Annotated in this window: 9 protein-coding genes and 1 pseudogene; 9 read left to right on the forward strand and 1 reads right to left on the reverse strand. The window is 35.4% G+C overall.

The features are described from left to right. Positions 1–1674, forward strand: a 1674-nt coding sequence (locus tag ABI657_RS17100; RefSeq protein WP_348098481.1) for a ribonucleoside-diphosphate reductase subunit alpha, incomplete at its 5' end; no start/stop codon positions are given. 694 nt (positions 1675–2368) lie between these two features. Here the strand turns inward: ABI657_RS17100 and ABI657_RS17105 are convergent. After that, the gene (locus tag ABI657_RS17105) at positions 2369–2683 is read right to left on the reverse strand and encodes a GIY-YIG nuclease family protein (RefSeq protein WP_348098482.1); all 315 of its coding nucleotides are present in this window, start codon (positions 2681–2683) and stop codon (positions 2369–2371) included. Between the two features lie 265 nt (positions 2684–2948). On the opposite strand from ABI657_RS17105, the gene ABI657_RS17110 reads away from it, so the two are divergent. The 8 genes and pseudogenes from ABI657_RS17110 to ABI657_RS17145 all read left to right on the forward strand — a co-directional run. Beyond that, positions 2949–4346: a DUF1800 domain-containing protein gene (locus ABI657_RS17110; protein WP_348098483.1), complete on the forward strand. Its 1398-nt coding sequence runs from the start codon at positions 2949–2951 to the stop codon at positions 4344–4346. Between the two features lie 11 nt (positions 4347–4357). Next, positions 4358–5521 carry a DUF1501 domain-containing protein gene (locus tag ABI657_RS17115; protein WP_348098484.1) on the forward strand — a complete coding sequence of 388 codons (1164 nt, stop codon included), beginning with the start codon at positions 4358–4360 and terminating at the stop codon, positions 5519–5521. Between the two features lie 561 nt (positions 5522–6082). Further along, entirely contained in the window at positions 6083–6910 is an 828-nt protein-coding gene (locus tag ABI657_RS17120; protein WP_348098485.1) for a prephenate dehydratase, read from the forward strand. Positions 6911–7006: 96 nt separating this feature from the next. Beyond that, entirely contained in the window at positions 7007–8152 is a 1146-nt protein-coding gene (locus tag ABI657_RS17125; RefSeq protein ID WP_348098486.1) for an aminotransferase class I/II-fold pyridoxal phosphate-dependent enzyme, read from the forward strand. A 195-nt stretch (positions 8153–8347) separates the two neighbouring features. Then, positions 8348–9205 (forward strand): prephenate dehydrogenase, encoded by an 858-nt coding sequence (locus ABI657_RS17130; RefSeq protein ID WP_348098487.1) that lies wholly within the window; start codon positions 8348–8350, stop codon positions 9203–9205. A 14-nt stretch (positions 9206–9219) separates the two neighbouring features. Next, positions 9220–10302 carry a bifunctional 3-deoxy-7-phosphoheptulonate synthase/chorismate mutase type II gene (locus tag ABI657_RS17135; protein WP_348098488.1) on the forward strand — a complete coding sequence of 361 codons (1083 nt, stop codon included), beginning with the start codon at positions 9220–9222 and terminating at the stop codon, positions 10300–10302. A 219-nt stretch (positions 10303–10521) separates the two neighbouring features. After that, positions 10522–13647 (forward strand): VIT domain-containing protein, encoded by a 3126-nt coding sequence (locus tag ABI657_RS17140; protein WP_348098489.1) that lies wholly within the window; start codon positions 10522–10524, stop codon positions 13645–13647. A 138-nt stretch (positions 13648–13785) separates the two neighbouring features. Next, positions 13786–13919: pseudogene (locus tag ABI657_RS17145) on the forward strand (ribosome small subunit-dependent GTPase A); the annotation flags it as partial.

A 13919-nucleotide genomic window follows, 5' to 3' on the forward strand; every position in this document is an offset into this window, starting at 1 on the left:
ATCTCGCAATCAGCGGGAGGAATTGGTCTTTCTATTCATAACGTTCGTGCGACAGGATCTTACATTCGTGGTACAAACGGAACTTCAAACGGAATCGTGCCGATGTTGAGAGTATTCAATGACACGGCTCGTTACGTTGATCAGGGTGGCGGAAAACGTAAAGGAAGTTTTGCGATTTACATCGAAACCTGGCATGCTGATATCTTTGACTTTTTGGATTTAAAGAAAAATACAGGAAAAGAAGAAATGCGTGCAAGGGATTTATTCTTTGCCATGTGGACATCCGATTTATTCATGAAACGTGTTCAGGAAGATACAACATGGACTTTAATGTGCCCGAACGAATGTCCTGGATTATATGATGTTTACGGAGAAGAATTCGAAGCCATGTACACGGATTATGAATTTAGAGGAAAAGGCAGAAAAACAATCCGTGCTCGTGAATTATGGGAAAAAATCCTGGAATCACAAATCGAAACCGGAACACCATATATGTTGTACAAAGATGCGGCAAACCGTAAATCAAACCACAAGAATTTAGGAACAATTCGTTCTTCTAACTTGTGTACGGAGATTATGGAGTATACGTCTAAAGATGAAATTGCGGTTTGTAACTTAGCTTCTATTTCGTTGCCAATGTTTATTGAAAACGGAAAATTCGATCACGATGCACTTTATAATGTTACCAAACGTGTAACCCGTAACCTGAACAAGGTAATTGACAGAAACTATTACCCGGTAAAAGAAGCTGAAAACTCTAACTTGCGTCACCGTCCGGTAGGATTAGGAGTACAAGGTCTGGCAGATGCTTTTATCATGTTGCGTTTACCGTTTACAAGTGATGAAGCAAAAGCTTTGAACCAGGAAATTTTCGAAACCTTATACTTTGCAGCCGTAACCGCTTCTATGGAAATGGCAAAAGAAGAAGGTCCATATTCTACATTTGAAGGTTCTCCAATGTCCAAGGGAGAATTCCAATACAATATGTGGGGAATGAAAGATGAAGAATTATCTGGTCGTTGGGACTGGGCATCCTTAAGAAAAGAAGTGGTAGAGCACGGAGTTCGTAACTCATTATTGGTTGCTCCAATGCCAACTGCTTCGACTTCACAAATTTTAGGAAACAATGAAGCTTTCGAGCCTTATACATCAAACATTTACACACGTCGTGTATTGTCCGGAGAATTTATCGTAGTAAACAAACATTTACTGCATGATTTAGTAGACAGAGGATTGTGGAACGAAACATTGAAACAGGAAATCATGCGTCATAACGGATCAGTTCAAAACATTGATGTGATTCCGCAAGACCTGAAAGAATTATACAAAACAGTTTGGGAAATGTCGATGAAAGACATTATCGATATGTCACGTCAGAGAGGTTATTTTATTGACCAATCGCAATCACTGAACTTGTTCATGCAGGATGCCAACTACTCTAAACTAACGTCAATGCACTTCTATGCCTGGCAGTCAGGATTGAAAACTGGTATGTATTACCTAAGAACAAAATCAGCAGTTGATGCGATTAAATTTACATTAAACAACGATAAAAAAGAAGAGACACCAACTTTAGTGGCAGAAACTGAAGAAATCAATGTTGAGGAATACAAAGCGATGTTGTTAAAAGCACAAGCTGCAGGTCCTGAGGATTGTGAGATGTGTGGGTCTTAATTTTTTTTAGAGAAAAGATGATAGAGTAAAGAGTAAGATTTATTCTTAGTTATAGAAAGCAGTTATTGTAATGATAGCTGCTTTTGTTTTTTAGGAGCTATTTCCCGCTTTTCGTTGCAAACAAAGTTCACTGAACTCCGATTGAAATGAATATAATGTGAAGTAATCTTTTTATTTTTAAAGAAAAAATAAAAAGGATTTCCACTGCAATCGGGGCTAAATATTCGGTTTTATAATAAATTTATGTTCAGAGTTTGTCATTCCGAGGAACGAGGAATCTTCGCAAGAAACTCGACAAAGATTGATGATTAGTATTGTAGAGTTTCTTGCGAAGATCCTTCCTCCGTCAGGATGACAAAACTGTGAGAAAAATTGTTAGGATTAATAACTGCAAAGAAGCTACTATTACTGATATATTTCCTGAATTGCTAAAAGGCAGGAATTGAATAATTTAAATATTATAAAACAGTTGTTGTCAGTATAATTTTTTTATCAATTAAGTTTTATCCACAATCTTTGTCATTCCGAGGAACGAGGAATCTTCGCAAGAAACTCGACAAAGATTGATGATTAGTATTGTAGAGTTTCTTGTGAAGATCCTTCCTCCGTCAGGATGACAAAACTGATAGGAAAATTATTTTAGTATTAATAACTGTAAGCTCCGCAAGTATCAATAAACTCTGAAGATAGTATTTCAATCAAACAAATTATTCAAAAAATCCAAATCTGGATTAATAGTTTTGATTAACTCTAATTTTTTATTTCTACTCCAGCCTTTTATCTCTTTTTCACGACTAATTGCTTCCTGAATCCAAGTAAACTTTTCATAGTACAATAAAAATTCAACGTTATATTTTGAAGCGAAACTTTTATTTTTACCAGTAATGTTTTCTTTATGTTGATTTAAACGAATTTTTAAATTGTTGGTTACTCCAGTATAAAAAACTGTCTTCGATTTATTTGTTATAATGTATATGTAATAGCTATGATAACCTTCTGCTGATTGCATAAGAATGAATTACAATTATGTGCAAATTACAAATAAAGAAAAGATTCTTCTTATTTTTATAATGTATTTTTTGCTAAAAAATCTCTTAACCTATTGATGCGTAGTTTCTTGTGAAGATTCCTCGTTCCTTAGAATGACAATATTGAAAAGAAGTCTTCGTTAAATTATAATCAATACCTTATAACTAAGAATTTTAGCTTTAGAACCTAAGTAAATTAAACCTTTTCCAAAAACAAAAGTCTTATTCTTAAATAATTCGTGCGTTATGAAAAAAAGCAATCTTTGGTCATTACGATTGGGCTTTTCCGGAAAGGAAGCCGATAAAATTGAAAAAATTGGATTAGAAAAATTTCTAAAGCGATCGTATTATGCAAAGTTCGATAAAGATGTACCTGCTTTTTTAAATGATGATCCTAAAACCCTTGCGGAATATAAGGAATCACGTCAACGTATTAAAGATCTCGATCCGGAAGAGAAAAAGAAAATCCAGAAAAAAGAAAACCAAACTACTGCCGAACTCAAAAAATGGTGGATTGCAAAAATGCAGACCGATGAATTTCCATTGCGGGAAAAAATGGTTGTTTTCTGGCACAATCATTTTGTTGCCACTTCACAAAAGGTGAAAATCAATTACTGGATTTACCAGCACAATATGATTTTGCGTGAGAATGCTTTTGGAAACTTCAGGGAACTGACCAGACAAATCGTAAAATCGAATGCAATGGTCAAGTATTTGGACAATGTCGATAATAAAAAAGGCAAATTCAACGAAAACCTAAGCCGTGAATTACTGGAATTATTCACTATCGGAATTGGGAATTATACCGAAGAAGATATCAAAAACGGGGCACGCGCTCTGGCAGGATTAAATTATGGTGATGAAGGTGCGGTTTACAGAAAAAATTTAGAAGATAACAGCAATAAAACCTATTTCGGAAAAACCGGAAACTGGAAAGCTGATGATTTGGTTGATATCATTTTCGAACAAAAAAACATTCCCTATCTCATTACCCGAAAAATACTGAAATGGTTTCTTTATGATAATCCCTCAGAAGAACTGGTTGTTTATTATGGCGATTATTTCAGAAAAATAAATTTTGAAATTGCACCATTACTTACTAAAATTTTTACCGAAGAATACGCTAAAGATACTTCGGGCAATAAAATAAAAGATCCTTTGGTTTATATTTCACAGCTTATTAACGAACTGCAATTGAAAGATTATGATGAAGCAATGATTGTTGCCTTCCTAAAACAGCAAGGAATGGATTTGTACAATCAGCTCAATGTGAAAGGCTGGGATGGCGGAAATTCATGGCTGACTTCGCAGGTATACCTGCAACGTAATACTACTGCAGATTTGCTTTGCAACGGACGAAGTCTTTCGAAGAAAGTGCAGTCTGCAATGACTGAAGAAAACTCAAGGCCAAAAAAGGAGCCGGAAAAAAAAATAGTTAAAATTGATTTTGATTCCAACGGAAACAACAAAACCATTATTTCGGAATTATCCAACAGATTATTATTTACTGTAAATGAATCGATGCAGAAAGACATGGAAAATTTACTCAAATATGATTTTGATCCTAAAAATCCTAATGCCAATTATGGAGTTGTTCGTTTGTTTAATTATATCACCAAGTTGCCCGAATATCAGTTGATCTAAAATTTATCATTATGAACAGAAGAAATTTTTTAACGTTAACAGGCACATTTACCGGAGGAATGCTGGTGCTTCCAAGTTTTTTGCATGCTTTTGGTGAACAGAATAATCTGGTTATTGGAGAACAATGTCTGGTCTTTATTCAGCTCAATGGAGGAAATGATGGATTGAATACTTTTATTCCATACGATGATCCTTTATATTATGATTTCAGAACCAAAATTGCCCTGAACAAAGATACCGTTGTAGGTAAAAACAAAGGAATCGCATTTCATCCCGCATTAAAAGATTTTGCCCAGATGCAGCAAAACGGAGATTTGTCTGTAATCCAGAATGTAGGTTATCCGGAACCTGTACGTTCCCATTTCCGCAGTCAGGAAATTTGGCAAACGGCGGCAGATTCTGATAAATATATCAATCAGGGATGGCTCGGACGCTATCTGGATTTGCAATGTCATGATCATCAGCCAACGGCCGCAATCAATTTAGATTCGATAGATAATCTGGCTTTAAAAGGAATGGAACCTAATTCAATCACGGTAAAAGATCCGGATCGATTTAAAGTAAAATCAAATAAGGGAAATGAAAAATTATCCGACAATCCACAATTGGATTTTGTACGCAAAATTGCCAATTCGGTTATCGAAGGATCTGATGATATTCAGAATGCGCTGAAACAATCGAAAACAGAGATTAGTTATCCTAAAACAGGATTGTCCAAAAATCTGGAATGGATTGCACGATTGGTAAAAGGTAATTTAAATTCGAAAGTCTATTACACATCGCTTGGCGGTTTCGATACGCACGATAATCAGCTTTCTATCCATGAAAGAAAATTGACAGAATTAAATGATGCATTATTTAGTTTTTATAATGATTTAAAAAAGGCACAATTGCTTCAAAACGTAACCATTGTGGTGTTTTCAGAATTTGGAAGACGCGTAAAAGACAACGGCAGCGGAACTGATCACGGAACTGCAGCGCCTATGTTTGTAATTGGAGGCAATAATAAAGGAACCATTTTAGGAAATAATCCAAATTTAGCCGACTTAGACAATGGTGATTTAAAACACCAAATTGATTTTAGAAGCGTTTATGCATCATTATTGAAGGAAAAAATGGGTTTTGATTATTCTAAAATCGGAATTAAGAATAATCCGGTTTCAGGATTGTTTTAGTCAGGAGCTATTCCCGCTGTACGTTACAATCTTTTGTGCCGAACCCCGGCACAAAAGGATTTCCACTCCCATCGGGGCTAAAAATTATTCTCGTTTCAATTACCTTTTTTGTCATTTCGACGAAGGAGAAATCACACTCGTAGCTCCGTCACTAAGTTGCCAATCTTTGTCGAATTACACATGCGATTTCTCCTTCGTTGAAATGACAATATTGAGTAATCTACAAAGAGTCATCTAATCTACCTGAAACCAATTCTATAAATCTCATTTTAAGCCTGATTTATTAAAATATCATACAAAACCAGTTTAATTTGTTAAGAAATCCTTTTTTGTTTCATAAAATGCAATAATTTTTTTGGTACAGTTAAAATAATTTATACATTCGCACAGAATTAAAAAAATAACACAAACAAAATGGCACATAACCGTTTTTATTTTAGCAACAACTTTTATTTCTTCTTTAGTAGAAGTTAGGATTGTGCTATGGTTATTTGAGAAAATTAAAAGACAAATAAAACTAATATACAATCCTGATGAAAATCAGGATTTTTTTTTGACTATATGACAACAAAAATTGCAATACAAGGTATCAAAGGATCTTTTCATCATCAGGTAGTGAAAGAGTATTTTCCTGAAAATGTTGAAATTGACGAATGTTTATCTTTTGATGAATTAATTGACAGCCTGCTTTCCGGAAAAACGGATCAGGCGGTTATGGCGATTGAAAATTCGATCGCGGGACCAATCATTCCGAATTATGCTTTGATTGACAAGAATAATTTGCACATCATTGGAGAACATTATTTAAGTATCCACCAGAATTTAATGGCTTTGAAAGGTCAGAAGATTGAAGATATTAAAGAAGTTCATTCGCATCCGATGGCATTATTGCAATGTATGGATTTCCTGAAACAGTATCCAAATATCAAATTGGTTGAAGATAAGGATACAGCTGAAACTGCTAGAAGAATTGAGCAAGATCAATTAACCGGTATTGCAGCGATTGGGAGCAGAACGGCATGTGAAATGTATGATTTGGAGATTCTGGCACCGGAAATTCAAACGATCAAAAATAACATGACCCGTTTTGTGATTATTAAAAAACAAAATTCATTTTTGCCCGAAAGCGAAATCAACAGAGCTTCGATCAAATTTGAACTGGATCATAAAAGAGGAAGTTTAGCAGCAGTTCTAAATGTAATGAGCGACTGCAAACTGAATCTGACCAAAATCCAGTCGCTTCCAAAAATTGAAACGCCCTGGAAATATTCGTTTTTCGTAGATGTGACATTCGAAAATTATGAAGATTATTCGAAAGCAAAATCGTTATTGAATATTATGGCAGAATATTTTAAGGTCTTGGGAGAATATAAAAACACGAAGCCTTAATTACGTAATTAGTGCCTGGTAATTAGTCCTTAGTTTAAAAGTTTAAAAAAAAGCATAAAGCTTACGGATTACAGCCTAAAGCAAAAAACAAAAATCATGATTACAACAGCAAAAAGATTAGATACAGTTGAAGAATATTACTTCTCATCAAAATTGAGAGAAGTTCGTCAGCTAATGTCTGAAGGAAAACCGATCATCAATATGGGAATCGGCAGCCCTGATTTGAGTCCGTCTAAAGCCGTTATTGAAGCGGTAGCTTCTGCAATTTTGGATGAAAACGGACATGGTTATCAGAGCTATCAGGGATTGCCGGAGTTGAGAAAAGGGATGGCAGATTTTTATCAGAATCAGTTTGGGGTTGAGTTGAATCCGAATAATGAAATTTTGCCTTTGATGGGTTCGAAAGAAGGAATTATGCACATTTCGCTGGCATTTTTAAATGAAGGCGATCATGTTTTGATTCCGAATCCTGGTTATCCAACTTATACTTCGGTAACTAATTTGGTAGGGGCAGTTCCGGTTTATTATGATTTGAAAGAAGCGAATTCATGGGAGCCTGATTTTGAAGCATTGGAAAAACTGGATCTTTCGAAAGTGAAAATTATGTGGCTGGGATATCCGCACATGCCAACAGGAGCCAGAGGAAGTTTAGCATTATTTGAAAAATTGGTTGCTTTTGCTAAAAAACACAACATATTATTGGTTAACGATAATCCGTATAGTTTTGTTTTGAATGATAATCCAATGAGTTTATTGCAGGTTGAAGGAGCGAAAGAAGTGGCTTTAGAATTAAATTCATTAAGCAAAACGTTCAACATGGCAGGCTGGAGAGTTGGAATGGTTTTAGGAAGTCCTGAAATTATTGACGCCGTCCTGAAAGTAAAAAGCAACATGGACAGCGGTATGTTTTACGGAATTCAGAAAGGTGCAGTTGCCGCTTTGAATTGTGATAAATCCTGGTTTGAAGACCAAAACAAAATTTATAGACGCCGTAGAGAGTTAACAGAAAAATTAGCAGAAAAATTAGGCTGCGAAGTTTATGCAGCAGGAGTCGGGCTTTTTGTCTGGGCAAAATTGCCGGAAGGAATCGAATCATCAGAGAAGTTCATTGACGAAATATTATACGAGAAACATATTTTCATTACACCGGGAACTATTTTTGGTAGCAATGGTGAAGGATATATCAGATTCTCGTTGTGTGTGAAAGAAGAAAAAGTACAAGAGGCGATAGATAGGTTTTAGATGTCATTGCGAGGAACGGGTGCCATCTCAGCTGCTGAGTCAATTGTTAGTGTTTTGCTTCGTTCCTCGCAATGACTAAGCGTCTTAATAAAACGAGAAGCCCTAGCCCTGATAGAAGTGGAAATCCTTTTTTGCCGGGGTTCGGCAGAAAAGATTGCAACGGATAGCAGGAATTAGCTTCTAATAAAAAGAATTATGAAAGTATACGTAATAGGAATAGGGCTGATAGGGGGTTCAATGGTGCTGGACATCAAAGAAAAACATCCGGATGCTACTATTTTTGGAATCGATAAGAACGAAAGCCATTTGCAGGAAGCGATTGATTTGGGCGTTATCGATCAGGCAGGGAACTTTGAAGATTTGGCTCAGGCCGATTTTGTAATTGTTTCGGTTCCGGTTGATGTAGCGTTAGTTGTTTTGCCAAAAGTGCTGGATGCTGTTGGAGATCAAACCATTGTTTTTGAGGTAGGTTCGACTAAAAAGCCAATTTGTGATGCAGTAGCGAGCCATCTGAAAAGGAGAAATTTTATTGCAACTCATCCGATAGCAGGAACGGAGTTTTCAGGGCCTTCGGCAGCGATAAAAGGATTGTTTCAGGGAAAAACGAACATCATTTGTGAAGTAGAAAAAACCACTTTTAAATTGCAGGAAAAGGCTTTGAAGCTTTTTAGCGAAATTGGAATGAGGATTCGATATATGGATCCGACTTCGCACGACAAACATATTGCCTACGTTTCACATTTGTCGCATATCAGTTCCTTTATGCTCGGAAAAACGGTAATGAACAAGGAAAAAGACGAACAGGATATTTTTGACATGGCAGGAAGTGGATTTGAAAGCACGGTTCGTTTAGCAAAAAGTTCACCCGCGATGTGGACGCCGATTTTTAAGCAGAATAAAGAACATGTTATTGAAACATTGGATGAATATATTTCGAATCTAAGTCGGTTTAGGGATTTGTTGAAAGAAGAAAATTACACTGCCATTTTTGAAGAAATGGAAAGCACGAATAAAATAAAAGAGATATTAAACGGATTAACAATTAAAAAGTAAAAACTAAAATTAAGATGGAAAATAACAAACAAATGAGAAAGTGGTTAGATGATTTCAATTTAAATCACCCACTTGTGATAGCAGGACCTTGTAGTGCAGAAACGGAAGAGCAAGTATTAAAAATTGCTCATGAGTTGAAAAACTCTGATGTAAGTGTATTCAGAGCAGGAATCTGGAAACCAAGAACGCGTCCGGGAGGATTTGAAGGTGTTGGAGAAATTGGTTTAAAATGGTTGCAAAAAGCTAAAAAAGAAACTGGTTTATTAATGGGAACTGAGGTTGCAACTGCAGCACATTGTAAACTGGCTTTAGAACATGATATTGACGTTTTATGGGTTGGAGCCCGTACAACTGCAAACCCTTTTGCAGTTCAGGAAATTGCTGATACTTTGAAAGGAACCGATAAAATTGTTTTGGTTAAAAATCCTGTTAACCCGGATTTAGCTTTATGGTTAGGTGGTGTTGAACGTTTACACATGGCTGGAATAGAGAAATTAGGAGTTATTCACAGAGGTTTCTCTACTTACGAAAAAACCAAATACAGAAATATTCCGGAATGGCAGATTGCTATCGAATTGCAAAATAAATTCCCTGATTTACCATTAATCATTGATCCATCTCACATTACAGGAGATCGTAAAATGATTCTTGAAGTAACGCAAGAGGCTCTTGATTTGAACTACGATGGTATGATTATCGAAACGCATACCGATCCGGACAATGCCTGGTCTGATGCTGCTCAACAAGTTACTCCAGATGCTTTGAAACAAATTTTCAAAGACCTGAAAGTAAGAAATACAGATAACACTACAGATGAGTACAGCAATAAAATGACAAAATTAAGAGCAAACATCGACGTTTTGGATGCTAACTTATTAGAGTTATTAGGAAAACGTATGAAAGTAGCCGATGAAATTGGTCAGGTGAAAAGAGACGCTAACGTTGCGATTCTTCAAAACACGCGTTGGAATGAAATCTTAGGAAAAATGATTTTGGAAGGTGAGAAAAAAGGTCTTACTGAAGAGTTTGTTTTGAAAATGTTCAAAGCGATTCACCAGGAAAGTATTGGTCACCAGGAAAAAGTTTTAAATGCATAATGTTTCTAAACCATATAAGTGATATAAGTTAATTTAAGTTTTTTAAAAGCTTGTTATTAATGTTTGTTATTTCACAGATGTGATTTGAATATTTAAAATAGAATCTCCATCCCTTTAAAAACAAGGGTTGGAGATTTTTTTATGAAATTAATTGATGTTATTCCAACCTTTTTATGTTTTTTGCTCTCTATATAAAGATACAACCTTAACTTTCGTATCATGAAATCAAATATGTGTTCGTTTAATCCGGAAATTTTTCAGGGGAACCTGAAATTGATATTTTACTTTTTGCTTTTTTTAGGAGTAAAAACTTTTGCACAAAATCCTGAGTTGACAGTTAAAGGCGAGGAGGCCGAAAAAGTCAGAATGAGCCAGTTGATTGTGAATGTAAAAGTCGTAGGGAATATTGCCTACACAACTGCCGAAATGCATTTTTTTAATTCGGGAACCCGTCAGATGGAAGCGGAACTTATTTTTCCGTTGCCGGAAAACGTTTCGGTTTCGAGGTATGCAATTGATATTAATGGAAAAGTGCGAGAAGCGGTTCCTGTAAATAAAAATAAAGGAAAGCAGGTTTTCGAAGCTATCGAGCACCGTCGTGTTGATCCGGGGTTGTTGGAAAAGGTAGATGGGAATAATTTCAGAACCCGAATTTATCCGTTAATACCAAACGGAGAACGAATCGTCATTATTGGTTATGAAGAAGAATTGTCTGCCTTTGATAAAAATAATCTGGCGTATCAATTGGTAAGCCGTTATCCCAAAAAACTGGATAAATTTGAGATTAATGTTTCGGTTTTGGGAGCTTCGGCCTCACCGACTGTTGCTGAAAATTCCGGGGAAGTGATTGCTTTCTCCAACTGGAACCAATCTTTTCAGACTTCATTAAAAAAGGAAAATTATCAGCCATCTGAGAAACTGCTTTTCAAGATTCCGATTCAGGAAAATATACCCAGCGTCGTGATGCAGAATGTAGGAGGTCAGCATTATTTTTATGGAAATACTTTTCTTGAAGGAAATAAAATACCTACAAAAGTATCGGGTTCTATTGGTTTGATTTGGGATAATTCATTGAGCTGCCAAACAAGGGATTTGAAGAAAGAACTGGATTTTCTGGATGCTTATTTTCAAAAGATTAAGAATACAAAAGTGACGTTATACTTTTTGAATTACACGTTTGAAAAACAAAAAGAATATGTGATTTCAGATGGGAATTGGGCCGAATTAAAGGCGGTTTTGCAAAATACAAAGTATAATGGCGGAACACGTTTCTCCCAAATTAATTTTACCGGACACGATGAATATTTATTTTTCTCGGACGGATTGTCTTCTTTGAGTGAGAATCTTTTGCCAAAAACCAAAAAACCGGTTTACACGATTACGTCTTCGGCTTCTGCAGATTTTGCTTTTTTGAATTTTTCATCCATGCAAACGGGTGGCAATTTTATTAATCTGAATCAATTGAATGTAGAAGGTGCTCTGGATAAATTGGTCAACAATAATTTGAAGTTTTTAGGAATAAAAGAAAATTTTACTGTGACAGACTTATTTCCATTGGAAGGAACTTCGGTTTCTAGAAGCTTTAGTTTTTCAGGTATTTCACTGAATCCAAAAAATGAAATTACGCTTTTGTTTGGTTATAACAATGAAGCGGTTTTAGAAAGAAGAATAACTTTAGATGCTTCGGTTCAAAGCACTAATGATGTCAATATTGAAAAACTCTGGGCACAGAAAAAAATCGCCAGCCTTGATTTGCAATATGCCAAAAACGCTGAAGAAATTGAAATTTTAGGAAAGAAATATGGTATAATAACCAAAAATACTTCGCTGATTGTTTTAGAAGATATCCGGGATTATATTATGTATGATATAGTTCCGCCAGCAGAATTGCGTGCCGAATTTGACAGAATCAAAAAGCACGAACATGACAGTAATTTGGCCCAACAAAAAAATAACTGGGAAAATATAGACAGCTATTTTGCAGGATTAAATGCATGGTGGAAAGAAGATATTAAATATGTGGCTCCGAAAGTTTTAACTAAATCGGGAAAAACTAAAAGCAAAGCACCATTGAGAAGTGAAAGTTCAGTTAAAGAATCGATGGTTTATCCTTCGAATTCTGAGCCAGTCGGGTCAGGTTCAGCAAATGTTGTAGAGCAAGATAACAATGTTTATAATACATCGTCGCCAAGTAACCATGAAGCTGATAAATTAGAAGAAGTAGTGGTGATGGGCTATGCTTCAATGAAAAAATCAAATATTACAGGTGCTGTGCAATCTATTTCTGCTGAAAGTATTTCAAAAAATGCAGATTTATCACAAGCATTAGCAGGTAAAGTTGCAGGAGTTCATATCTCTTCTGAAAGTGAAAGAAACTTGGGTAATTATTCTGTAACTGATACTCTCAACCTTGATTCTGGATATACAAACGTGGATATTCAAAACGAAAACAAAATCTGGAATCCGGACAGATTGTATTTAAAAGCTTTGGCATCGGCACCAAAAGAAAAACAATATGACTTGTATTTCGAATTGCGAAAATCACAGGAGAGAAACCCCGGTTTTTACTTTGATGTGGCACATTTTTTCTACAATCAGGGCGATGTTAAAAAGGCATTGCAGGTAATAAGCAATATTGCCGATTTAGGTTTAGAAAATCATCAGCTTTATAAAACTTTGACCTACACATTACGTCAGTGGAAAGATTTTGATGATGCCTTATTTACTGCAAAACAAATTGCAAAATGGAGAGCGCATGAACCTCAGAGTTTACGCGATTACGCTTTGGCACTTGAAGATGCAGGAAAATATCAGGAAGCTTTTGATCAATTGGTAAAAGCTTTGGAAGTAAATTATTATGGAGAAATGAGTGGACAATATGAAGGTGTTGAAGATATCATTCTGATGGATATTAATCGTTTGATGAGTGAGCATACAGGTTTGGATTCGGGTAAATTAGATAAAAAGTACCTTCAAAAAATGCCGGTTGATATTCGAATTATCATGAACTGGAATTTGATGGATGTGGATTTGGATTTACATATTATTGAACCAACAGGAGAAGAATGTTATTATGCGCATAAAACCACAGAAGCAGGAGCAAGTTTTTCAAAAGATTTTACTCAGGGTTATGGTCCTGAACAATACCTTATTCGAAACGCTGTAAAAGGAAAATACAAAATCAAAACCAATTATTTCGGAGAAAGCGAACTAACAGAAAATGGTCCTGCAACAGTTATGGTTGAAATTTATACAACTAAAGCTGGAAAAACGACCAAAGCTTTAAAAACAATTCAGTTAGGAAAAATCAAAGAGAATGATATTTTAGCCGAAGTTGTTTGGTAGACGAGTCAAATTCAAAGTATGTCTTCAATTTTAAAAGGCGAAGTTGCGTTGTTCAATTCTAAAAACGTAATTTTGCCTTTTAATATTTTTTAGTTTTAAGAGCAATCTAAAATCTAAAATCTAAAATCTAAAATTTGAATGACAGGACTCGTATATAAATCTACAGGAAGCTGGTACACCGTAAAATCTGAACAAGGCAATTTTATAGAATGCCGTATGAAAGGGAAGTTTAGGATGAAAGGAATTAAAAGTACCAATCCTATTGCTGTAGG

The organism is Flavobacterium sp. (genome assembly GCF_039930565.1).
In the GTDB taxonomy this organism is placed as follows: domain Bacteria; phylum Bacteroidota; class Bacteroidia; order Flavobacteriales; family Flavobacteriaceae; genus Flavobacterium.